Annotated in this window: 13 protein-coding genes; 8 read left to right on the top strand and 5 right to left on the bottom strand. The window is 46.5% G+C overall.

What is annotated here, in order from left to right; all coding sequences use genetic code 11:
* Nucleotides 1-468 precede the first annotated feature (468 nt).
* Entirely contained in the window at nucleotides 469-1,056 is a 588-nt protein-coding gene (locus tag RIC07_RS30275; RefSeq protein ID WP_446397754.1) for a Uma2 family endonuclease, read from the bottom strand.
* Nucleotides 1,057-1,260: 204 nt separating this feature from the next.
* On the opposite strand from RIC07_RS30275, the gene RIC07_RS30280 reads away from it, so the two are divergent.
* The 3 genes from RIC07_RS30280 to RIC07_RS30290 all read left to right on the top strand — a co-directional run bounded on the left by RIC07_RS30280 (nucleotide 1,261) and on the right by RIC07_RS30290 (nucleotide 4,390).
* Complete coding sequence (locus RIC07_RS30280) at nucleotides 1,261-3,555, top strand: CHASE2 domain-containing protein (protein WP_446397755.1); 2,295 nt, start codon at nucleotides 1,261-1,263, stop codon at nucleotides 3,553-3,555.
* Nucleotides 3,556-3,876: 321 nt separating this feature from the next.
* Nucleotides 3,877-4,119, top strand: a complete 243-nt coding sequence (locus RIC07_RS30285; protein ID WP_446397756.1) for a CopG family ribbon-helix-helix protein — start codon at nucleotides 3,877-3,879, stop codon at nucleotides 4,117-4,119.
* Entirely contained in the window at nucleotides 4,109-4,390 is a 282-nt protein-coding gene (locus RIC07_RS30290) for a type II toxin-antitoxin system RelE/ParE family toxin (protein ID WP_446397757.1), read from the top strand. Before RIC07_RS30285 ends, RIC07_RS30290 begins: the two co-directional genes overlap by 11 nt.
* Nucleotides 4,391-4,415: 25 nt before the next feature.
* Here the strand turns inward: RIC07_RS30290 and RIC07_RS30295 are convergent, their stop codons facing one another.
* The 3 genes from RIC07_RS30295 to RIC07_RS30305 form a co-directional block, all read right to left on the bottom strand.
* A complete protein-coding gene (locus RIC07_RS30295; protein WP_446397758.1) occupies nucleotides 4,416-10,193 on the bottom strand; it encodes a beta strand repeat-containing protein in 5,778 nt (1,925 codons plus the stop codon).
* A gap of 274 nt (nucleotides 10,194-10,467) precedes the next feature.
* Nucleotides 10,468-11,334, bottom strand: a complete 867-nt coding sequence (locus RIC07_RS30300; RefSeq protein ID WP_446397759.1) for a DUF928 domain-containing protein — start codon at nucleotides 11,332-11,334, stop codon at nucleotides 10,468-10,470.
* A gap of 837 nt (nucleotides 11,335-12,171) precedes the next feature.
* Entirely contained in the window at nucleotides 12,172-14,937 is a 2,766-nt protein-coding gene (locus tag RIC07_RS30305; protein ID WP_446397760.1) for a CHAT domain-containing protein, read from the bottom strand.
* Nucleotides 14,938-15,558: 621 nt separating this feature from the next.
* On the opposite strand from RIC07_RS30305, the gene RIC07_RS30310 reads away from it, so the two are divergent.
* The 5 genes from RIC07_RS30310 to RIC07_RS30330 all read left to right on the top strand — a co-directional run bounded on the left by RIC07_RS30310 (nucleotide 15,559) and on the right by RIC07_RS30330 (nucleotide 22,795).
* Nucleotides 15,559-16,698 carry a DegT/DnrJ/EryC1/StrS family aminotransferase gene (locus RIC07_RS30310; RefSeq protein WP_446397761.1) on the top strand — a complete coding sequence of 380 codons (1,140 nt, stop codon included), beginning with the start codon at nucleotides 15,559-15,561 and terminating at the stop codon, nucleotides 16,696-16,698.
* A 262-nt stretch (nucleotides 16,699-16,960) separates the two neighbouring features.
* Nucleotides 16,961-18,094 carry an Rpn family recombination-promoting nuclease/putative transposase gene (locus RIC07_RS30315; protein WP_446397768.1) on the top strand — a complete coding sequence of 378 codons (1,134 nt, stop codon included), beginning with the start codon at nucleotides 16,961-16,963 and terminating at the stop codon, nucleotides 18,092-18,094.
* A 343-nt stretch (nucleotides 18,095-18,437) separates the two neighbouring features.
* Nucleotides 18,438-21,239, top strand: coding sequence for a hypothetical protein (locus RIC07_RS30320; protein WP_446397762.1), 2,802 nt, complete (start codon nucleotides 18,438-18,440; stop codon nucleotides 21,237-21,239).
* Between the two features lie 375 nt (nucleotides 21,240-21,614).
* Complete coding sequence (coaD, locus tag RIC07_RS30325; protein ID WP_006102623.1) at nucleotides 21,615-22,169, top strand: pantetheine-phosphate adenylyltransferase; 555 nt, start codon at nucleotides 21,615-21,617, stop codon at nucleotides 22,167-22,169.
* Nucleotides 22,076-22,795 (top strand): ATP synthase F0 subunit B, encoded by a 720-nt coding sequence (locus RIC07_RS30330; RefSeq protein WP_446376898.1) that lies wholly within the window; start codon nucleotides 22,076-22,078, stop codon nucleotides 22,793-22,795. The genes coaD and RIC07_RS30330 overlap by 94 nt, the downstream gene beginning before the upstream one ends.
* A gap of 27 nt (nucleotides 22,796-22,822) precedes the next feature.
* Here RIC07_RS30330 and RIC07_RS30335 read toward each other — a convergent pair whose 3' ends face one another.
* Nucleotides 22,823-23,611, bottom strand: a complete 789-nt coding sequence (locus RIC07_RS30335; protein WP_446397763.1) for a hypothetical protein — start codon at nucleotides 23,609-23,611, stop codon at nucleotides 22,823-22,825.
* Nucleotides 23,612-23,934: the final 323 nt, after the last annotated feature.

Consider the following 23,934-nt stretch of genomic DNA (forward strand, 5'->3'; position numbering starts at 1 on the left):
GCAGTCGGTCTGTCGGGGAGTAAGTCATGGGGCTGCTCTAGATAAGTGGCGAAAAACTCGTAAGAGAAGTAACTAGGAATGTCCTATTGTGAGGTAGGAAGCCTACTCCATAATCTTCGATTTGGTGTAGGAGGATGTCACCCCTATTCTTGACCTGACTTGTCACGGTATGTGGCGCAACGTGAGTGTTAAGTGTGTAGGGGCGGGTTTCACTACTATCTTTTGTGGTGCGTTACGCTTACGCTAACGCACCCTACTCCCGTGACCCAGCTAAAATTGTGCAATAGATTTTACGGTTAGAATGGGCGCACGGCGTGCGCCCCTACAATTCTAATTCACCATTTTAGGTGGGTCAGCCCACTACACCCGCCCCGACTCAGGTTTATAGACTTCCGGTGAAACGTTAGATTCTTGACATCCTCACCGTTAGGGGTTTGGTAACCGGGGTTTGGAAACCAAACCCCTACCCTAGAACCTAGGTGGCAACATCTGCGTCACTGCGATGCTCAAATTCGGAAACTGTAATGGAGAAATCCGATCATTTTCCGCCAGGATTATCTCTCGCTGATACCCTTGTGGAGTCGGTTCTCGAAAAACGTGCAGTTGACGTCGCTTGAGGTTTAGTACCCAATACTCTTGAATTTCAGAGTTGGCATAATCCTTTGCCTTGATACCACAGTCTGTATTGAGTGTCCTATCGGCAACTTCAATAATCAGATAGATTTCTGAGGGGTGAGGGTGATGATCCAGGTAGCGTAAGACATCGGGCATAACCACCGCCACATCGGGTTCAGGTTCTGAGCGATCGCTTAATGTTACGGGAAGTTGCGTCCTGACTAGCACTTGTTGTCTTAAGTTATTGTCTAACAGCAATCGGGTTAGGGTAATGGCTGTCGCATGGGGCGTTCCTTGGGGACTCATTTTTCGGATAATCTGTCCGGCTATTAATTCGACGGGTTGATCGGGTGATAAAATGCCCACTTCTGCCATCCGGTGATAGTCTTCAACTGTCCACAGGTGTAGGGGAATTTGGGTTTCGTGTTGGCTTATTGGCATCAGTTTTATTTAAGCTACCTGTAGGGGCACGATATTATCGTGCCCTACCATAATCAATGGCGTGTGTGCTTAAGTCCTACATTTATAGCACTACGGGGTACGGAAAGGACATTTATCTGTTGCCTGTGACACACCGAGCGAAGTCGAGGTGTTGCCTGTTCCCTATTCCCTATTCCCTGTTCCCTGTTCCCTCGTCTCATAATTTTGTCCGACGACTTAGAGGGTAAGATAACAACTAAATCTGTCTCTTTGCAGGAGTCGATTGAGCGTATGTGGGCAACGCTGAGAAAACAACTCTGGCAATGGCGGGGTGTGTTTATTGCGGCTCCTACTGTAGCCGGAGTCATCATCGGGTTACGCTGGGCGGGATGGCTGCAAGAACTGGAACTCGCCGCCCTGGATCAATTTTTTCGTTGGCGTCCCCCTGAAGCGGTGGACTCGCGGATTGTGATTGTTGAGATTAATGAACAGGATATCCAAAAACTCGGCAACTGGCCCCCCTCAGATCGGACACTTGCCCAATTACTCAATAAGCTCAAACAACAACAACCCAGAGCCATTGGTTTGGATCTGTATCGCGATTTACCTGTAGAACCTGGGCATCAGGAATTGGTCGAGGTGTTTAAATCAACGCCGAATTTAATTGGGATTCGTAAAGTAGCTGGAGATGCGGAGGGAACGGTAGTTAATCCACCACCAGTATTGAACGAATTGGGTCAGATTGGGGCGAATGATTTGGTTTTGGATAGTGATGGTAAGGTTCGTCGCAGTTTACTGTCTCTGGGAACTCCATCCGGGGACATTATCCCTAGTTTTAGTACGATGTTGGCTTTGACCTATTTAGATGCAGAAGGGATTACGCTTGAGCCAATAGATGATAAAGGAACTCAGTATCGGTTAGGTCAAGCTATTTTTACCCGTTTCCGTGAGAATGATGGGGGTTATATCCGGACAGATGCGGGTGGATTTCAGATCATCTCTAATTTCCGCAATCTCAGGCAAGGGTTTCAGTCGATTTCGTTCACGGATGTCCTAGAGGGAAAAATACCAAAGGATTGGGGACGCGATCGCGTGATCTTAATTGGGATTACGGGAGAAAGTGTCGCGGATAACTTTTTCACACCCTATAGTCGCGGATTGGTGAATCGATCAGCAGGGGTAGAAATTCATGCTGATGTCGTGAGTCAGATGGTGAGTGCGGCGTTAGAGGGGCGTCCCCTGATTCAGGTTTGGTCAGAACCCTGGGAAATCCTGTGGATCGTGGTTTGGACGGTAGTCGGGGCGATATTGACCTGGGGACAGCGCTATCAGGGGGGTGTGACTGTGCGATCGCCTGTTAAAGTGGTAAGTCTTATTTTAGTGGGCGGTGGCTTGGTGGGTGGCTGTTATTGGGCGTTTTTGCAGGGGTGGTGGATTCCCGTGGTGCCACCGATTCTGGGGTTAACGGGGTCTGCGATCGCAATTATGGGGTATGTGGCTTACGGTGCGGGTCAGATGCGCCAGATATTTGGTCGCTATGTCACTGATGCGGTGGTGGCGAATTTGCTAGAGACGCCTCAGGGATTGCGCTTAGGTGGAGAAAACCGTCAGGTTACGGTTCTATTTTCCGATTTAAGGGGATTTTCGGCAATTTCTGAGCGAGTGTCACCAGAGATAGGGGTGATGGTGATTAATCATTATTTGCAAGTGATGACCGATGTGGTTGATCAGTATCAGGGTGTGATTAATGATTTCATGGGTGATGGGATGCTGATCATATTTGGTGCGCCGATTGAAAGAGAGGACGATTCTCAACGCGCGATCGCTTGTGGAATTGCCATGCAGTTGGCGATGGCAGAGGTTAATCAGTACAATGAAACCCTAAATTTGCCCCCCTTAGACATGGGAATTGGTATTCATGGGGGGGAAGTGTTAGCGGGAAATATTGGCTCAGAAAAACGGGCAAAATATACGGTAATGGGAAGTCCGGTTAACTTGGCGTCTCGGATTGAATCCTACACCGTTGGCGGACAAGTTTTAATTTCTCAGGATTTGTTGAAGCAGGTGGGTTCAATTCTCCGGGTGGATGGGGAATTGCAGGTTCACCCCAAAGGATTTGCTGAACCGATTACGATTTATGAAATTGGTGGAATTGGCGGAGATTTTAATTTACTTTTGCCCAAACCAGAAATGGAGTTTGTGGTGTTGAGCAATAAAATTCCCATACAGTATACAGTTTTAACGGGTAAGCATTTAGGACAGGAATTTTGTCAAGGGACAATCGTAAAATTATCGGTTAATGGCGCTGAGATTCACAGCCAACGGTCTTTAGAATTGCTGAGTAATCTCAAGATTAACTTAGTGATGGGTACAGAAAAGGCAAAAGGATTGGGAGACATTTACGCGAAAGTTGTTGAAAAATCGGTAGATAGTCCAAATCATTTTGGTATTCGATTTACAGGCATTCCGCCAGAAATAGCAGCTTTACTTTCTTATTTACGTCAGTTTTATTCAGATTGAAATAATTATTCAGAGTACAGGGTCTTCTAGATACAGCAGATTTCAGGTTGATGAGGTACAGTCTCTAAGCAAGATCCCCGACTTCTTGAAGAAGTCGGGGATCTGTCTGTGTACCTCACTTACTTGAAAAACGCTGTATGATTCTTCTTGCAATGCAATGCAATACAGTGCATGATTAAAGAGTGCGGCTGCACGTTAACCAACCCAGGACTTACGCAAAGCCTCTATTCGTAGGGTGTGTTAGCGTAGCGTAACGCACCTTTGCCACTATATGTGGTGTCGCTGCGTAAGTTCTACAACCCTCAACGAAGAACCTGTCTTATGAGCAAAGAAAATGTAACGTTTCGACTTGATCCAGATAAGAGAGCTGCACTGGATGCTATTGCTGCTGGTATGGATCGTAATTTGACCTATGTGCTAAATCAGGCAATCAATGCTTACCTAGAAATGCATCAGTGGCAACTGCAAGAGATTCAACAGGGTATCGCTGAAGCCGATGCTGGGGATTTCGCTAGTGAACAAGAGGTAAGCGCCGTCTTTACTCGGTTAACCCATGGAAGTTAGATGGTTACGCAAAGCACTACGCAATCTTGAGCAGCTTCATGCTTACATTTGCGAAGATAACCAAGATTCTGCAACAAGTACTGTTTTGAAAATTCAAGCAGCAGTTAAGCAGTTAGCAAAATTCCCTTACATGGGAAGAACCGGGCGCGTTGAAGGGACTAGGGAGTTGGTCATCTCAAAGACACCCTATTTTGTCGTTTACCGAGTTAAAAATAATCAGGTACATATTCTCCGTGTTTTACATAACGCGAGAAAATATCCTGATCGCTAAACGTCTGGATAATCAGTAAATGTTTTTATGGGGACGCTGTTTCCGAAACCTGGCAATTGACCGAATTTTGCCAACCGCCATGAGGTGTTCCATCAGGGACATAAGCCGTCAACACCACATTACCTTCAGCATCAATAATCCAACCTTGGGCTTCAATAATCTGTTTAGGAGGATGAGAAATAGAAGAATTATTTTCGTCTGCTTGTTCTTCTGTTTCCTCATCTTCTTCCCTGACTATCACCGTACCAAAATCATCTTGTACCAAATCGGGCCTGAATAAATCTGTGGGATTTTCAGGTAAACCACCTCGTCCCGTGACAGTAAATTGACTCTGACGATTACTAGCTGCACAGGTTCGGTTAATTTGTCCTGAGGGGTCAACCAAAGTGCTGGGGAGTTGAGTCAGTCCCCGACTGGGATCTAAAGATACATCGAGTGTGATTTCACCAGGGTTGCCAAACTGAGAACTGGCATCAATATCATTAGTACGATTTCCCTCAATGGCGGGACGTTCTTCAATGCCGAAAATGCCTTCACCAGTGATGGTAATACGACCTCCATCTCCGCGTTCAGCACTGGCAATAATATCACTGCCGTTAACACCTTCTGAGGGTAGGGCTAAAAGAAAAATGCTTTCTATGTCAATATTACCGCCATTAGCATCACCAGAGGCTTTGGCAGAGATAAGACTTTCATTGGTCAAGAGTAAAGTGTCTAAGTTTTGTAAGCTGATATTTGCCCCACCTTCTACGCCACTGGTTCCGGTTTCTGCGGTGAGTTGACCTTGGTCGAGAACTAGGGCGTTTGCCTGAATTGTTAGATTTCCCGCTTGTCCAGAGGGACTACTCACGGTTACTGATGCTTCATCTTGGACAGACATTTGAGTTGTTTTAACGGTTAAGTTCCCGGCTGTGCCGCCTTCAGTAGCTGCAACCGATAGACCGCCTACTCCGTTTAAGTTTACAGAGTCAGTCACATTGATGTTTAAGCTTCCGGCTGTACCTGTTTGAGTTGATGCCGAAATCAGACTGTTGTTTACGGTTAAGGTGTTTAAGCCTTCTAGAGTAATGTCTTGGCTTTCACCAGAAACGTTAGAAGCTGAGAGTTGCGAATTGTCACTTAAGCTTAACTGTTCGGTATTTATTGTCACCCCCCCAGCTTGACCACCTTCCCCAGTGGCTTCAACGGAGAGGCGACTGTTGTTGAGAGATACTGACTCGACCGGATTTTCTGGAGTATTAATACTGACGCTTCCGGCTATTCCTGTCTGTGTTGATGCTGATATTTCACTAACGTTGGTTAGCTGTAAGTTCTCTAAGCTTTGTAAAGTAATATCTTGGCTAACACCGGAAATGTTAGAAGCTGATAGCTGTGAATCTTCACTCAAGCTTAACTGTTGAGTATTTATCGTCACTCCCCCAGCTTGACCGCCTTCTCCAGTAGCTGCAACGGAGAGGCGACTATTATCACTCACTTGCACCGAATTAGCGGGATTGGAGTCAGCATTAATAGTTAAGCTTCCCGCTTCACCGATTTGAGTCGAGGCGGATATTGCACTATTGTTGCTAACTGTCAAGGTATCCAACCCTTCTAGGGTAATACCTTCACTGCTACTAGAGACATTGGAGGCTAATATTTGTGCATTATTTTCCAGGGTCAAATCCTGGGTATTGAAGCGGACTTCTCCCGCATCGCCAATATCTGTAGCCGCCGCAGACAGTTCGACGCCATCAGTGAGGGTAAGTTGGGGAGTCGTGACTAATACATTGCCAGCATCCCCTGTACTCCGACTTTCTACTGCTAGCCGCCCTTGTCCAGCAATGGTAATCGCTTGCGGCGCACTCAGGATTAAATCCCCACCTTTACCACTTCCAGAGGTAGAAGCCGATACTTGAGAGTCGGGCGCTAGGGTAATATCTAGGGTGGATTGATCCTGATAGGGGTTCAGGGTTAAGGTTCCGGCGGGGGTTTGTCCCTCGGTTTCAGCAAAGACACCGACAATTCCGGCTAAGTTCATCGTGGAGGCATTTAAGGTGATACTGCCACCTCCCTCTGTATTAGTGGCGGTATCGGTAGCGGTTGCGGTAATTCGGGCGGTGTCGGAGAGAGTTAAAGTGGGGGTATTAATAATAATGCTACCCGCTTTGCCCGCCCTGCTGGTTTCGACAGACAGAACTGGGGAAAAATCATCCACACCGATACCCAGATTTACCTCGGTGGGAGCATTAATTTCAATTGTGCCACTATCGCCACTGCCATCGGTAAAGGCAAATATTTTTGCTCCCCTGGCAATGGTTAAGGTGAAGGTGTCTAGGGTAATATTTCCGGCGTTTCCTTCTCCTGTGGTTGAGGTGGAAAGTTCTGTTTGTTGGATGTTTAAATCAGTGCTGTTAATCTCAATGTTGCCAGCTTGTCCGGCGTCTGCGGTTTCTGTGGTAATGGTGCCTTCTCCCTGAATTGTAATGGAGTCGGGAGCGATAATTGCTAAATTGCCCCCGGTTCCCTGATTAGAGGTAGAGGCAGAAATAGACGTATCCTGTTCCAGATTAATGCTTAGGTTTTCTCCATTGGGGTGAGATTGAAGGGTAATGTCTCCGGCATTGCCGAGATCGTCTGTAGTGCTGATGATATTGGCTCCGTTTTGTAGGGTTAACGCTGGGGTGGTGAGGGTAATCCGTCCAGCATTGCCTTCATTGGTGGTGCCAGCAAATAATCCGCCACGTTGAGGTTCGCCTGCGTCGGAATATACACCTTGGAACGTTATCCCGTCTCCAGCATTGATATCGATAGTTCCGGCATTTCCAATGTTACTGGTATTATTAATAATTTGACTGTTATTGAATGTGACTAAACCGGGGCTGCTGACGATGACATTCCCGGCGTTATCACGACCATTGGTGTCACTTTCAATGGAACTATCGTTGACGGTGAGATTGCCTGAACTGGTGAAAGTGACATTGCCCGATTGTCCTTGACCACCAACCTCCAAGGTTATAGTTCCCAAAGATGGTATTCGCACTTCCACACGTCTGCTTGTCAGGATACGGGTATTAGCAATGGATAAATCTCCAAACCCATTGAGCGCAACATTTCCAGCTTCAGCAGAAGAGGATAGCGTTAAGATTTCCAGGTTGGTTATGTTGTTTTGAGCGGCTATCGTAACATTTCCACCCCTTCCTGCTGTGCCTTCCTGAGAGAAGGCGAAGGAAAACAGGGGTGGGGCACCAGACCTTCTGATAATATCGCCACCTTTAGCCATCAGAGAAATTTCTCCCCCATTCCCGGCATTTGCCAAGATAGAGACCGAGCTGGAATTCAAAAAACTGTTGGTCGTAATATCACCGGAGTCAGAAGAGAGAATAATTGCCCCTCCATTCCCAGCATCCCCAGGCAAAGAAAACGCTCTGGAGATCAAGGCACTGTTGGTCGTGAGATTACCGGAAACAGAGAACAGAGAAATCGCCCCCCCATTTCTGGCAACTCCCCTCAGTGAAAACGAGGAGGAATCCAAAAAACTGTTGGTCGTAATATCACCGGAGTCAGAAGAGAGAATAATTGCCCCCCCATTCCCAACAACGCCATCAAGAGATAACGAGCTGGAATTCAAAAAACTGTTGGTCGTGAGATTACCGGAAACAGAGGACAGAGAAATCGCCCCTCCATCTCCAGTGTCCCCATAGTCAGAGCGCGAGTACGAGTTCAAAGGACTTTTGGTCGTGATATCACCAGAAACAGAGGACAGAGAAATCGCCCCTCCATCTCCAGTGTCCCCATAGTCAGAGCGCGAGTACGAGTTCAAAGTGTTGGTCGTGATATCACCAGAAACAGAGGACAAAGAAATCGCCCCCCCATCTCCAGTGTTCCCACGGAAAGAGTCCGAGTTAGAGAGCGAGTTCGAGTACGAGTTCAAAGTGTTGATCGTGATATCACCAGAAACAGAGGACAAAGAAATCGCTCCCCCATCCCCAGAGTCCCCAAGGAAAGAGTGCGAGGACGAGTTCAAAGGACTTTTGGTCGTGATATCACCAGAAACAGAGGACAAAGAAATCACTCCCCCATCCCCAGAGTCCCCAAGGAAAGAGTGCGAGGACGAGTTCAAAGGACTTTTGGTCGTGATATCACCAGAAACAGAGGACAAAGAAATCGCCCCTCCATTCCCAAAGTGCGAGTTCGAGTCCAAAGAACTGTTGGTCGTGATATCACCAGAAACAGAGGACAAAGAAATCGCCCCCCCATCTCCAAATGACGAGTACGAATTCAAAGAACCGTTGGTCGTGATATCACCGGAAACGGAGGACAAAGAAATCGCCCCCCCATCTCCAAATGACGAGTACGAATAATAACCGCTGGTCATGATATCGCCACTGGCTCTCAGAGTAATTGCCCCTCCCTTAACCGCACCTACGGTATCAATATGCCCCAAGGTCAAATTCGCCCCAGCAATCCCAATATCCCGTCCATTGGTATAGAGGGTATCTTTGATAGTATCCTCCATCACCACTGAACCCACCCCATCCCCATCTGCATCAGCCGTGAACACAATCTCCCCATTCCCAGGCGCAAAATCTAAAGCATCATCAGCTAAATCATCAATCCGAATATCGTTAGTCGCCTGTAAAACAATATTGGTATCCCCTGCCAACCCTTCCAACTCCGACTCATAAATCGTCGTTGGTGCTGTATCATCAATTTCACTCAACGGCGTACTCAGAATCGCCCCCGTCACTCCCGAATTATTCCCAGCAAAACTATCCTCACCATCAACCCCACTATCCCCAGAACCATTAGCAATCCGAATATCTATTGGGTCAAGCAACAACGTCCCCGCTAACCCAAAAGCCGCACTGGTATCCACGTTTCCACGAAATATCAGATGTTGCTTCCCCGATACCTCAACTAATCCCCCATTTCCCCCATTCACTCCCCCACGAGCGTTAATATTTCCATAAAATCCCGTCACCTCATCTGCCCACAAAACCACCGTACCTCCATCGCCGTCGATTAAGGCATCAGCATTAATCGTTACATCCGGCTCAACCACAGTTCGCGCTGCTGTGGGAATCGTACCTTGACCTTGAAAGGAACCACCAATTAATACTGTTCCCCCGCCTATATCCGAGGACACATCAATCTCGGCGCTACCGAATAAACCAATCCTCTCTCCCAACACCATCACCGTTCCCCCTGGTGCGGTTAGAGAACCTGTACTCGTCACTTGATTCCCGTATAACGCCAGAGTTTGTCCCGACTCTACGGCTAAATTTCCCTGATGATTAATATCTCCTGTCGGTGGCGTGCCATACTGCAATCCCGGCGTCACATTAATCGTCAACAATGGCGGCGCTTGGGGATTCGTCGCACTAAACTCACTGCCATCAGGAAACGTAAAACTATTCGCCGTCGAAGCCACAAACGAACCGCCAACATCCAACCGCGCATTCTCACCAAACACAACCCCATTGGGATTAATTAAAAATAGATTCGCCGTGCCATTTGCCCGAATTAACCCATCAATATCAGAAATCTTAGAACCCGTCACCCGCCCAAAGATATTCTCAATCTGTAAAGCATTATTAAAAAATGCCTCTCCCCCGGTCTGTACAGAAAACTCATCAAAACTATGGAACAGATTTACCCCACGTACCGTTCCCCCCTCAATTAGGCAAACTGGACACCCCGTCACCTGAGAATTTACCGGGAGTGTATTATCGGGGACAATTTGAGCCGATGCCGTCGTTACATTTGTCCAAAAGCCAAGAACAACGCTGCCAATCCAAAAGGGGTTTATCCAGTTTTTCATCATCCTTTTCCTTTATAGCTTTCGTTTTCCATTGCGGGGAAGAAAACCTTTGTTGAACTGTGCATCCTAAGCTAACAACTTGTAGGGGCGACCCGCTTGCATAAATTAATAATGTAGTCAGTTTAATTTGCTAGGGTCGCCCTTTTCTGGCGTGGCAAAGCTCAACTTGTGGAATAAATTGCATCGGATTTCATGAATGCACATCGGTATTTTGAAGGGCGCACGTCGGTGCGCCCCTACTATCAAATTAGCAGCGCCACACCACTCAATTGCCACATTACTCCTTGGCATTATTTTCACTAACCTGTATATCTTCAAAATTTGATATCAACGGTGCATGAGTAATGTCTTCCAACTGAGCATATTGCAACAAGTCTTCCCACGCCGATACCACCTCTGGATTATTCGGTTGAGTTTGGCGAAGTGCCGCCAGATTAACCACCGCATCCTGCCAAATTCCAGCCTGAGCATACACCGCGACTTGCTCCAAATCAGTCACTTGATCTAATGAACGGGTTAGGATTGAATCCGGTGAGACGCGGCGGATTGATCCCTCTACAAAGGGATCATCTGGACCACTGACTTGACACGTCATCGACACTAACCATTTATAATCTTGACCAACTGCTAAAGGCGGCGCAGTTTCAGGCAAACTAATGCTATAAATTCCTGGAGTTGCGGTTAAATTAAGGTAAGCTGCCTCACCAATTGGTTGACCTTCCTCATCTTCCAGTCTCAGTTCTAGGACTTGAGCAGAGGTTTGCGGAACATAAACCAGAAATGTCGGTTTTTCTGATACTGTTAACTGGAAATTTATGCCAACCGGGGATTGCTCCAATTCTTTTAATGGTTGGGCATCCAAGACAGAGGGAACAAGCACCGTCAGGGATTGAGATGCAGTGGTATCTTCTGCCACACCCTGATCAGCGGAACATTGTCCCTCATGTCGCCTTCCTCCACCTGTGGTGATTTCTGGTGCAGGTTGGCTGGGGTTCGGTTTAAAAATTACCTGTTTTGACTTAACATTAGAGAACGTTTGGGTCTGTGCCTGCGCTGCGATGAAGAAACCAGGAATTATCCCTACTTCTAATAACACTGCGGCTGAGAGAACCAGAAGATACTGAGGGAGTTTTGTGCAAACCATAATCATCTCTTAATCACGATTAATTAATGAACTGACGTTATACATTGAGCCTGTTTTTGGGTTGAATGGTTATCGCGTCAGCACCCGATTATCCATTCGGCTGACAATACCTTACACAGTCAGAATCTGTCATTCTGAACGAAGCGATAGCGTAGTGAAGAATCTCACAAAATGCTTGGTTGCTGTTCCTTCGCTTCGCTCAGGACTCCGTGAACCATGACAAAAGCTCAGTTTGTGACCGTGAACAGTATATATTTTTCTCTCATCAATAGAGTTAATCAGAACGAATCGTTAAATTGATCCATTCCCTGAGGGGTCAATTCATCTTGGGTAAAGCAGAGAAACTATTCTCTCTATCCATTTCAGCTAAAACTCCTGAAAGACAAGACTTCCAGCTAAATTCTGGAAATATAGGCTCAGTCGCTCTACTCATCCAAAACCAAGGTGCAAGCCTCCCTAGCGAGCATCATTAGGGCTAGCTTTCACCTGAAGTTGATAGGAATAAGTATTTATGCACCCTTACATATCCGATCAAGCACCATCAAATCACTTGATCCGATTCCTTATCTTATCTAGGTAATATCCTAGCTGTTAGGTAATGTCAATAAAAGTTTACTATTTTTTGCTTCTTCGTTTTGTATCGTCTTGTATCATTTTGGCTGTTGTTGTATCGAATTATACGCTATTTTTCAGATTATCTTGCTTAGAGCCTGTCGGGTATGCTAGGAAAGTGTAACAAATCTGCTAATGTGGTGCATTTGTTCTGGGTTGTTGGTGGGGTTGATACCAGGAAACTCAACAGAATATAGAGCTAAGGTTCCCTGACGACAAACGCAATCAAAGCCAATTTCCCAGCAACACAAACGGTGCCCAATAGAAAGGATGTCTGAATCTCGACTGCTGCAATAGCGCCAATTGAGCCTGACGCAACGCTTCCGCCTTGGTAACATTGGCTTGTGCCAATTCCTGATAGAATTTCACCATTAACATCGCTGTAGACTGATCATCCACTGACCATAACGTCGCCAACGTACTCCGCGCCCCCGATCGCACCGCAACTCCAGCTATTCCTAACGCCGCCCGTTTGTCACCTGCGGCGGTTTGACAAGCACTCAATACCAGCAATTCAATCGGTTGACGTTCCCTCTCCTCCCGCGCCTGGAGGACTTCACCCAATTGTTTCACATTGACGCGATCGTCCCACGCCAAAATAAAGGTATCTTCAGCATCAGAACTAAATTGACCGTGAGTGGCTAAATGAACCACCGGAAATGACGCAGCACTTATCTCTTTTTGCATCGCCGCACTGGTAAACTGTTGATTCAGCAGCACCTGCGCCGGAATCTCCGCCTGAATCTGCTGTATCTCCGACTCCACACCCGGTAACGGCGGAAAGTTCTGTTTTGCCTCACTTAATCCCCCCACTAACACCTTGATTGGGCTGCGAGTCAAGGGTTGGGGTTCCAGGATTTGTAGACTGGGAGTCAGGGCGACACTGTATTTCTCAATCAGATATTTTTCACCATCATATAACGCCGCCATGGGCAGACTTTTCAGCGAACCATCTAAGGCAAATACTAAGGTTTTAATCTCAGACGCCGCTAACTCCGTCTCAATTGGTTGCACCAACCAATCGTACAATTGTTTAAACAGAGGTAATCGTTCGCGATCGCTCGCCACTCGTCGCAGAGAACGGCGGGTTTGAGCCAAAACCGTTTCTACTTCCGTCTCAGATATATTAGTCGCGTAATGTCGTAAAGGTTGATTAGCAATAGCCACAATCACCTCCAATCGATCCGGTAAAATAATCGGATAAATAACCGCCGCATTCGCATCAACTTGGTCAACAGATTCCGGTTGCGCCGTCAAACAAGCCTCACGAAAGAAGTTATCTAATTCAGCCAATTGTAGCGATTCAATCACCTCACGGGCTTGAACTAAATTCTCCTGGCTAACCGCTTGATTCCCCGGTTGCAATAGTAAACTAACAAGTTGGCGATAAATCGGTTCTACACTTTCTCGAAATGAGAACTGCAATTCTAAATTTGTCGCTACTAAATCATTCCGTAGGGAATTGAGAGAATGAATCGCTTCTTGATAAGCAGCAACGGCGCTAGGATAAGCTGAATCATCGGCAATCCCTCGGTTTATCTGAGCTTTCAGCAGCCGTCCTAACTGCCATTGCCACAAATAAGCAATATCAGGAGAATTGACCGATTGCGCCAACAGCAATGCCTGTTCTGTTAGGGTTTTCGCTTCAGACCATTGTTGAATATACTCGTAAATCTGACCCAAATAACCCAAGCTGTAGGATTCTGCTCGTTTGTCTCCTAACTCTTTTGCTTGCTCAATTCCGGTTGTCAAAATTTGAGCAACTGTTTGTGGGTTCAGGGTGGATTTAGTGGCGTTAACGGTTTTCCCCAGAACGTTATTAGTTAAACCAACGCCGACGATGGGGAATGGGGCGGGTTTAGTTACGTTAGCGGTTTCCTCCGGAAGGTTAGAAGTAAAACCCGCCCCTACAATTCCGGCTTGCTGACGCCACAGTTTGAGGAAACTTTGGCTAAAATTAATTCGGGCATAAATCGTGCTACGATTGGTGGGTAAATTGGCAAATTTGGACTGTATTTTCTCGGCTAGTGTTTCCGCGCCTGCCCAATTTTCGAGTTCTATGAATAAACGCAGTTGATTTAATTGTGCCTGTAGGGTTGTTGTTGGTGAACCAGAAGACGCGATCGCGCTTTGATAAAACTCAATTGCCGCCTTCAATTCTCCCTGACTATACGCCGTATTCCCCAAGCTCAAAAATGCCGCCGTAATCCCTGAGGATAAGTCTAACTTTTGGGCAATAGTTAAACTTTTCTGCAATACTGTCTGCGATTCTTCCAAGTCACCCACTAAGCGCAACATATCGCCAAAACTCAACAATCCCGCCGCCTTTATCGCGGAGTCAGGCTGATTTTGCAGCAATTGGTTCACCTGTTCTAATGTCGCCCTAACTCGCGGATAAAACCCCAAAACTCGCAAGGCTTGCGCTTGATTCATCAAGCTACGCACCACCCCAGTTTCATCGCCCACCTGCTGATAGGTTTCTGTCGCTTCTTCCCACGTCTTCAGTGCCTGTTCCGGTTGTCCCTGTGCCAGTTGCAGCTTCCCCTGAGTATTCAGCGCCTGTGCTAAAACCGTCGTGCGATCGCGACTCGCCGTTTCAGTTTGCAAAAGGTGTAAACTCTTCTCAATTGCCTGATTCCCTGGCGTCCACTGTCCCAACTGCTGATAGGCGAGTGCTAAATTGCTCAGTACCATGGCTTGATTCAGGGAATCCCCTTGACTAGCAAAGATATCGGCTGCCTGTTGCCAAGCGGTTACAGCGGCGGCAAATTCCCCCGATTGATACCGTTGTAAACCCACTTTCACCAATTCAGCCCCATTTGGGGGAGAAACCTGAACCACGGCAGTATCGGGAATTGCCGCATTCACCTCCAGGATTCCCATTCGCCTGGGGAAATCTTGCCACGTCAATGCAACCGTCAACACCGTAGTCACACCAACTAAGCTGAGATACTTGAGGAATCGCTTGAATCGTTTTCCTGTAGCGCTCATTGGACTATCCTGAAATGGAACTATGCCGTGAATCCAACTTTAGGATACTCCGCTTCATTGAAAAGGGGCAGAATTCAAAGCCTCTCTCCTTGCAGGAGAGAGGTTTGGAGAGAGGTTCTCCAAATCCCGTGAACATAAGGTTAGTCAACCCAAACCCTCCGGATAGAGGAACTGCGATCGCGGGAAATAAATACAAGACCCACATATCGCCTAATTTTTAAATTTAAGCGATAATGTGGGTTTTACTCAGGGTTCAGCAGGGTGCATCTGCTGTGGCTGGCAGGGTGCATCTGCTTTTCTTAGTTTGCCTGTTCCAGCGCGGTTTTAGGTGTAGCTATGATAAAGATGGTTTGAAGAGTTTGTGAAGCATGGGGGGATGGGGGAAATAGGGAAGCTAGAGGAGCATGTAGAGACGTAGCATGCTACGTCTGGGGAGCTGGGGAAGCTGTTGGCGTTATTTCTGCCTGTACTAGGTTTAGCGGCATGATTGAGCGTCTCAAGACTTATCATGATTGCCCACTTCCACTCTCAAAGCGATGGATTGAGGAGAGTACACATCAGCAGGATTCCCTTTTTCGGCAAAATTTGATTTATTGGATAAAAACCTCTAGGTGTAAGCGAGTGAATCACATTCCCCCTATTGATCTGGCACGACAGTATAAACACATTGAAAACCAAGTCAGTGTAGCTGTTCAGGAGATACTCACCTCCGGACGTTACGTTGGTGGGCTTGCGGTTCAAGGCTTTGAGGAGCAATTTGCGGCGTACATGAATACCAGCGAATGCGTCGCCTGTAACTCTGGCACAGACGCCTTGTATCTGGCACTGCGAGCCTTAGAGATTGGAGCAGGGGATGAGGTGATTACCACGCCCTTCACGTTTATCGCCACGGCGGAAGTGATTACCCGGGTGGGGGCGACACCTATTTTTGTGGATATTGATCCCCAAACTTTTAATCTTGACGTTAATCAGATTGCGACGGCGATTACGCCGAAAACGAAGGCGATTCTCCCCGTTCATTTGTTTGGACAGCCTGTGGATATGACGGCGATTATGGATATCGCCCAGGCGCAGGGTTTAGCCGTGATTGAAGACTGCGCTCAAGCCACAGGCGCGGAATGGGCAGGACAAAAGGTGGGTAGTATTGGGCATATTGGCTGCTTTAGCTTCTTTCCCACCAAAAATTTAGGGGCTTGTGGGGATGGTGGTGCTGTGATTACCAATGACCCAACCCTGGCAGCTACAATACGAATGCTGCGCGAACATGGAATGCGCGATCGCTACCACCACGAAGCGACAGGGATCAATAGCCGTTTAGATGCCCTACAAGCGACCATTTTACAAATCAAATTAGGTTATCTTGATCAGTGGAATCAGGTTCGCTCTCAGATTGCTGATCGGTATCACCAGTTATTACAACCTCTTCCAGAAATCGCCTTACCTCAAGAAACTCTAGGAAGCCATGCTGTCTGGAATCAGTACACGATTCGTCTAACTAAAGACAGCCGCATCAGTGACTATCGGGATCAGGTTCGCCAAAATCTGCAACAGATGGGCATTATTTCGATGGTGTATTATCCCCTACCCTTGCACTTGCAGTCGGTTTATCAGAGCTTAGGGTATCAAGTGGGTGATTTTCCAGTTGTTGAGCAAGTGTGTCACCAAGTTTTGTCTCTACCTATATTTCCAGAATTGTCCTTTGAGGAACAACAACAGGTTGTTTATGGTTTAAAAGATTGCTTGATTAGTGCGGCTGAATAACTCTCAGTTCACGCGATTTCAACTTGAATCAAAATATCATTTAGTGCAAGCGGGTCGCCCCTACAGGGATTCGGTCGCCTTGCGCCCAGGGAACAGGTGTTTCTCTCATCCATAACGGGCGCGATTTCCGCCAAGGGTGCGATCGCTCTACTCTCTTTGCATATACTCTTAATTTTGTCAATATAATCTGAATAGAAATTTGGGGTAACAGAGGTTGGCATACTACCCATGGTCAACGGTGTCACCTTTACCCAAGGAGAACGTGAAAACTGATACCATCTTCTATAGCCTGTTTAAAGAGTTCCCCAGTATCTTCTTTGAACTGATTAACCAATCCACAGAACCAGCCGCGACGTATGAATTCACCTCTCGTGAAATCAAACAACTCTCCTTTCGAGTTGATGGGTTGTTTTTACCCAAGAACGAAGCCTCTAACCAACCCTTCTACCTCGTCGAAGTTCAGTTTCAACCCGATGAGAATTTATACTATCGTTTATTTACGGAACTGTTTATCTTTCTGAATCAATACAAACCCCCTCATCCTTGGCGAGTTGTAGTCATTTATCCCACTCGCCGGATTGAACGAGAACAACCGTTACAATTTCGAGAACTCTTCAGTCGAGTACAACGGATTTACTTGGACGAGTTAGGAGAGGCTGAATCAGATTCCTTGGGGGTAAAAGTTGTTAAGCTAGTGACAGAGAAGGAGCAAACAGCACCAGAGAAGGCAAGGCAGTTAATTGAACAAGCCCAAGTCGAGATAACTGATGAAACAAGAAAACGTGATCTAATTGATTTAATCGAAACAATCATCGTTTACAAATTACCGCAAAAAAGTCGTCAGGAGATAGAAGCCATGTTAGGGTTAAGTGAACTCAAACAAACCAAAGTGTATCAGGAAGCCAAGCAAGAAGGGTTAATAGAAGGTAGACAGGAAGGGTTGACAGAAGGTGAACTCAAAGCCAAGTTAACCGCTATACCGCGCATGATCGAGTTTGGATTAAGCGTGGAGCAAATCGCTCAGTTGCAAGATTTGCCACTGGAAGTTGTCCAACAGGCGTCTCAGTTATTCCATCAGCAAAATGTGGCGGCTTTGGTTGAACTGTTAAATAATCAACGTTCGCTTTTTTCTCAACAAGATTTAGCGGCATTGGTTGAGTTAATTGAACCCTTACCCGATAAAATAGAAGACCTATCCTACGCGATCGCCCAGTGGTGCAAGCAGGAGGGAAATGCTGTACAGCTAATGGCTTGGCGTCAAATCCGATCGGGCTTATTGAGTGCGATGGTAGAGAAGCTCTTGGGGAGGAATTCTGATACTCAGGAAACTCCATCGGTTTCCGTGAACAAAGCCATGGTGCAGAATGCCGTTGAGTCAGGAGAGTCATTTGAGTGAGCGATCGCGCCATCACATCCACCTAGGGCAGTAGATTTAGATATTACTGTGTCCCTAGTGCAGCTGGCATAAAAATACTTGAGCAGCTTCGTAGATACGATGAAGCAGGGGGAGCAGAGGGCGCAGGGGAAGCGGGGGGAGATATTAGCTGTTCAGTTATTTCTGCCTTCTTGCACTAGGAATATGATCGCCCGTTGGTTGTTTAAAAGATTGCGTGATCAGTGCGACTCGATAACCGTCGCTATCTCAACGTATTCGCGCAGCATAAACCCGTTATCGTAGTCTGGCGTGGCGAGTTAGGTCAAAATAAAACTATTAGCCACCCGGTCAACGGATTAATTTTGTGCGAGTTGTTCTCGTCTACCTCACCCATAGTGGTGGATTGTTGACCATCTGTTTCTTGATTCACAGATGGATACCGACTCTCAGGGAACCCCTCTGGGCGACTCTATTCTTGGCGCTGATGGTGGCAGAATGGAATCTTAGCACAGGGCAAATTGTAGAGCCGAATCCCCCATTCCCTAGCATTCAACAAATTTGGTCTCGCAGTTGCTGGCATCTGGGTTTTGTGCTAGCAGGACTCAGTTATGTCTTGCTAGCCGATGAGATCTTTATTGACCTATTTTTTGTTCCCGCTTCTATGCCACCTTGGGGACTCTTATGGCTATTAACCCCGCTAAGCTTAACCGACATTGCCAGCCGAAGTACGCGATCGCGCCAAGGGAACAAAGAGGCTAATTCCTTCCCCAGAGAGTCACTCAACGATTCCCTGATTAATCCGTGGTCATCGGTAGACAACACTGAGTTAGACTCAGATTCTACTCCTGATCAGGAGCTAAACTCAAGGCAAATCCAAGTATTTTGGTGGAGTGCGATCGCCTTATTTCTCGTCCAAGGGCTAACCCTATTCCAACCGGATATCAGTCTCATCGGTTTGGGTGTTGCCACTTTCGTGATGTTTATCAATAGCTGCTATCTCAAGCAACCCTTAGCCGCCGCGATCGCGATTGGATTTAGCCTAAGTTTTGGTGCAGTATATCTGGGACAAGGCATTGCCGGATTACCTTCAGTGTCTTCTGCTGATTGGTATTGGGTGGGCGCGATCGCCATTTTCGGATTATGGCTGCTACGGGCTGGCTTAACGCCCCAGTCTAGCAGGCTAGCTCAATTGTACGCTCAAGCCTGCGATCGCTGGGCAATGGCTTTGTCTACTACGGAACTAGGACTACTGACGCTGCAAAGCACCAATATGTATCTAGAATTCATTCCATCCAGTTGGCAGTACCTGAGTGCATCAATGCTCATTGGTGGTGCTATTCTTTACCGATATTGGCATTCTTTTCCCAAATTCAGTATTTACGGCATTAGTTGGGCAATAGAATTGACAATAGCTAATGCGATTGTACTGCTTAATGGTTCATCCTTAATCCTCGGTGCGGCGAACATTATCCTGGCATTTATAACACTAATTCTTAACCGTTGGTGGTTTGCCCGTTTAGGTGGGGAAGACGGGGAGCATTTAGAGACGTACCATGGCACGTCTGGAAGGTGGAGAGAAAATTGGCAAGAGATACTGGAATATTTACCCTTAGTCTATGCCATGATTGGCATTAATTTGCGCTTTTCTTATTTCACTCCCTATACAGGGTTGCTCACCCTAGGCGCGGCTTTAACAGGCATTATCCTAGGGCGTCGCCGTACTCAAGCCAAAGGTATCACCTATCTTTTTCTGGTAGGTATTTCCCTTGCCTGGTACGAATTGGTAATTTATTCTCTGATTGGCATTAGTTTACGCTTTTTTTATTTCACCCCCTATACAGGGTTGCTCACTTTAGGTGCGGCGTTAATCGGTATCAGCGTAGCGTATCACCGTACTCAAGCCAAAGGTATTATCTATCTTTCTCTGGCAGGTATTTCCCTGGCTTGGTATGAACTGGTGATTTATCAGATACTGCAAAGCGACGGGGAAAATCCTGGGAATGGCTTGATTATTTTAGCGTTAGTCACGGCTGTACTCTGCGGTATTTATCGTTCACTCGCCTGGTTTTTGCGTTGGCAAAGCCTGTTCCAAAGAAACGTATCGAGCGATCAGGCTACACTTTTTCATATCAGCGTCACCCAAATCGAAATTACCGCCCACATTCATTGGGCAATGGGTAGTATCTTGATGGTTATAGCGGCTGGGATGTCTGTGGGAACCCCCCCTAACCTGATGGGATTCGTTGGACTTGTTCTTAGTTTGATACTGGCTAGTTATGCGTTTTTCCAAGGAAATTTACGAATTCAACAACGCCAGTTTTCTCCCTCATCTCCCTCATCTTCCCCATTTTTTCCAGAGTCTGACATCTGGATATACGCCGGATTAACCGAGGTTGTCGCCATTGGTATTTATGCGCGTTTGATGTGGACACCGTTAAGCCTATTTGATCCCTGGCGAGCCATCATTGTAAGTCTATTCGCGATCGCGGTTTATCAAACGTCCTGGTGGCGGTGGGGATGGAATGAGCAGCCTTGGCAAAGATACGCCACGATATTGCCTCTTCTGAGCATTTTAATCAATCCTCAAACCCTCTCTTCTTTTAATTTATTGGTTTTTGCAGGTTTTTATGCCTGGGTCACCAATCGCCAATCTAATTTACGGTGGACATACTTAAGTTTATTTTTCATCGATTGGGCAATTTGGCGTGTTTTGCAAAGCCAGCAGGTTACTGAACCCTTAGCGTATGCTGCCGTGATTGGTTATTTTTTCCTCTACATCGCCCAAGTTGATCCAGAATTAAGATTACCGCAAAAACGGAATTGGCGTCACTACCTCCGCTTACTGGGTAGCGGCATAATCTGTTTGGTGGCGTTAGGATTGCATCAAAACGTTGGACTCATTCCGGGAATTATTAGTCTGGTTGCTATTGTGGCTGGATTAGGACTGCAAGTTCGGGCATTTTTAATGGTTGGAACGGTCACATTTATTTTTACAGTATTCTACCAGTTAGTCTATTTGGGTTTTCGCTACCCATTCTCTCAGTGGATTATGCTCATAATTGCTGGCATTATTTTTATCAGCATAACCGCTAACATTGTCAAGCGACGTGAGCCAATTCTTGACCTTGTTCAAGATTGGATCGATCAATGGCGAGAATGGGAGTAGACTAGGTGGGGGCAATTAAAGTTAACGGTTGAGATTAGGGAACAGGGAACAGGGAACAGGGAACAGGGAACAGTAAGGGTTTGAGGGACATTCACAGAACTTAACCTAGTTCGCTTTATTTCCACCGACCTAAACGCCGAATTTTACATCAACAGAGGGTCAACATCGAGCGCAGTCGAGATGTTGAAACCATTACCCATTGCCTATTCCCTATTGCCTTTCCCCACCACCAGACTTATTCAGCAGCCCCTACTTAATCTGCAATCTGGCTTCTGTCTCCTTTGCCCTCTGCCCCGGAGCCTTCTGCCTCCTGCTATAACAAATTAAATACATAACAGCTTATAATTCCTCAGTACCCCTCCAGATGTCTCTGTCGTGATTGCAATTTATCCAGGCAGCTTCGATCCGATCACTCTAGGACACCTCGATATCATTGAGCGTAGCTGTAAGCTCTTTGAGACTGTCATTGTTGCCGTACTCCGCAACCCGAGTAAATCGCCATTGTTTACAATACAAGAGCGAGTACAACAGATTCGCGGCTGTACCCAACATCTCTCGAATGTCGAAATCGATAGTTTCACAGGTTTGACTGTGGACTATGCCAAACTCAAGAATGCTCAAGTCTTACTGCGGGGACTACGGGTGCTTTCAGACTTTGAGAAGGAACTCCAGATGGCGCATACCAATCAAACCCTCTGGGATGAAATAGAAACCGTTTTTCTCGCCACGTCTAACGAGTACAGTTTTTTAAGTAGTAGCGTAGTGAAAGAGATTGCCAAATTTGGCGGATCTGTTAACCATCTTGTTCCCCCGCAGGTTGCCCTAGATATTTGCCGATGTTACGCCCAGAGTCATCCCGCATCGAACCCAACCAACTCCCAGAACCCAACCCCCCAGAGAAACGCCTTTCCTCTGGAACCCCCGATGTAGATATCCAGCGAGAACTCACTAAGCTAGAGGAGATGCTGTTTGATAGCCCACACATCCCCTTGACCAAGTACACGTTGATTGATGAAGAAGCGTTCTTAACCCAATTGGATGTAGTGCGGGCGAGTCTACCAGAGGCGTTTGAAAAATCTCAAAAGATTGTTCAGCAAGGGGAAGATATTCTCCTACAAGCAGAAGACTATGCCCAAGAAATCCTAGAAGCTGCTGAACGACAAGCTCAACAGATTCTGGATGACATGGGGATTGTGCAACAAGCAGAACTGGAAGCCAAGCAAATTCGGCAACGGGTTCAGCAAGAGTGTGAAACGCTGCAGGAACAAACCCGGACTGACATTGAACAGATGCGCCGACAAGCCCAGCAGGAATTGGCACAACTGCGCCAACTCGCACTCGAAGAATGCGAAGACATTCAAAACGGTGCGGATGATTATGCTGATTCTGTACTCAATAGTATCGAGCAACAGCTTACTGACATGCTGAGGGTGATTCGCAATGGACGTCAGCAACTTTACCAGGATGTACCACCCGGACAACCGCAAGATAAAGACGGGATTGGCGGATCTGGGTCTCGTTCATCCTCAGCGTCACCGAAAAAGAAGAGCGGGTAAGGGTTGAGGTTGCCCCTCTTCCCGCCCCTAAGAACCTTGATTTAGAGGAATAAAATTATCATGGAGACTGACCAACCCGTCACCATAGATAACTTTGATTTCATGCTCACGTCCATTTTGCCCAGAAATAGTATAAAGAAACTGCTGACGCTCAGACTCTACACCAATAAACTGATAATTGAGTGAGTCTAAAGAGAATAAATCCTTGTATTGTGATATGATTCCCCTCAACTCGTCTTGACTAAACAAGGTTTCCTCAATATTCAAAACTTGGCTCAGCTTGTCGATGTCTTGATTTTGAATGGCATCTATATACCGTTCTACTAAACGGTTAGCGTAAACGGAATAGAGCAAAAATGGATCATCTAGCTGAATGGTTTGGTCTTGATAAACAGCAATCTGTTTACTAAGTCCACGATTGTTAGCGATGCGGTAATTAAAGCGTTGAATTGGGGTTCGATCGCCTGTTTCACCCAGTTGTTCAACACCCAGACGCTCAAAATCAGTTATCTCTTCCCCTTGAAAATAATCCTGATAATGATTGAGTGCCGCTTGCACATTTTCAGGGGCGCGATCGCGTTCCATCAAGTAGGGCATAAAGAAGTTAACATTTTCCTGATTAATTGCCTGAATTGTGGCAGCAATTAACACATCAGCGTCTGCGGGTGTTAGGGGTTTAGCCGTTTGAGCGTCGGGAACTTGAGTTATGGTTTTTGGTGGTACTGTTTCCCCTTGGCTGGAAAATGTCTCGGCTTGAGAGCATCCAAAAAAGAGAAAACTGCACAGACTAATTATCAAAACGATGGACTTATTCATACTCGAATCAGGTAAACGGTTTAATGTCGCCAAATCTTCGTCGTTGGCGCAACGACTACTAATAATTCTCCATCTGGACTAAACTGAAGTCCGGGCAAACTAATGTCAGATTCAATTCGAGTATAAGAAGAAGGATTTGATTATGAGGTTATCTGTTTCTCCAGGAATTTAACTTCCCCCATCCGGCTCATACTTTCGGGTAAGCTCAATAGTCAGGAGTTAACCCAAGACTGCTCGGATAAGCTCTAATTTAATTTTTTTCCAGACGTTCCACCACAACGCCTCTACAACCCCTACTTCCCATTCCCAGTTAAGGATTCCCC

Origin of the sequence: Coleofasciculus sp. E1-EBD-02, assembly GCF_040218245.1 — a bacterium.
In the GTDB taxonomy this organism is placed as follows: domain Bacteria; phylum Cyanobacteriota; class Cyanobacteriia; order Cyanobacteriales; family Coleofasciculaceae; genus Coleofasciculus.

Excerpts from the sequence above, each read along its gene's own strand:
- RIC07_RS30295 (WP_446397758.1), bottom strand. The coding sequence starts at position 10,193 with ATGATGAAAAACTGGATAAACCCCTTTTGGATTGGCAGCGTTGTTCTT.
- RIC07_RS30305 (WP_446397760.1), bottom strand. The coding sequence starts at position 14,937 with ATGAGCGCTACAGGAAAACGATTCAAGCGATTCCTCAAGTATCTCAGC.
- RIC07_RS30290 (WP_446397757.1), top strand. The coding sequence starts at position 4,109 with ATGGAAGTTAGATGGTTACGCAAAGCACTACGCAATCTTGAGCAGCTT.
- RIC07_RS30275 (WP_446397754.1), bottom strand. The coding sequence starts at position 1,056 with ATGCCAATAAGCCAACACGAAACCCAAATTCCCCTACACCTGTGGACA.
- RIC07_RS30300 (WP_446397759.1), bottom strand. The coding sequence starts at position 11,334 with ATGGTTTGCACAAAACTCCCTCAGTATCTTCTGGTTCTCTCAGCCGCA.
- RIC07_RS30330 (WP_446376898.1), top strand. The coding sequence starts at position 22,076 with ATGTTACGCCCAGAGTCATCCCGCATCGAACCCAACCAACTCCCAGAA.
- RIC07_RS30335 (WP_446397763.1), bottom strand. The coding sequence starts at position 23,611 with ATGAATAAGTCCATCGTTTTGATAATTAGTCTGTGCAGTTTTCTCTTT.
- RIC07_RS30285 (WP_446397756.1), top strand. The coding sequence starts at position 3,877 with ATGAGCAAAGAAAATGTAACGTTTCGACTTGATCCAGATAAGAGAGCT.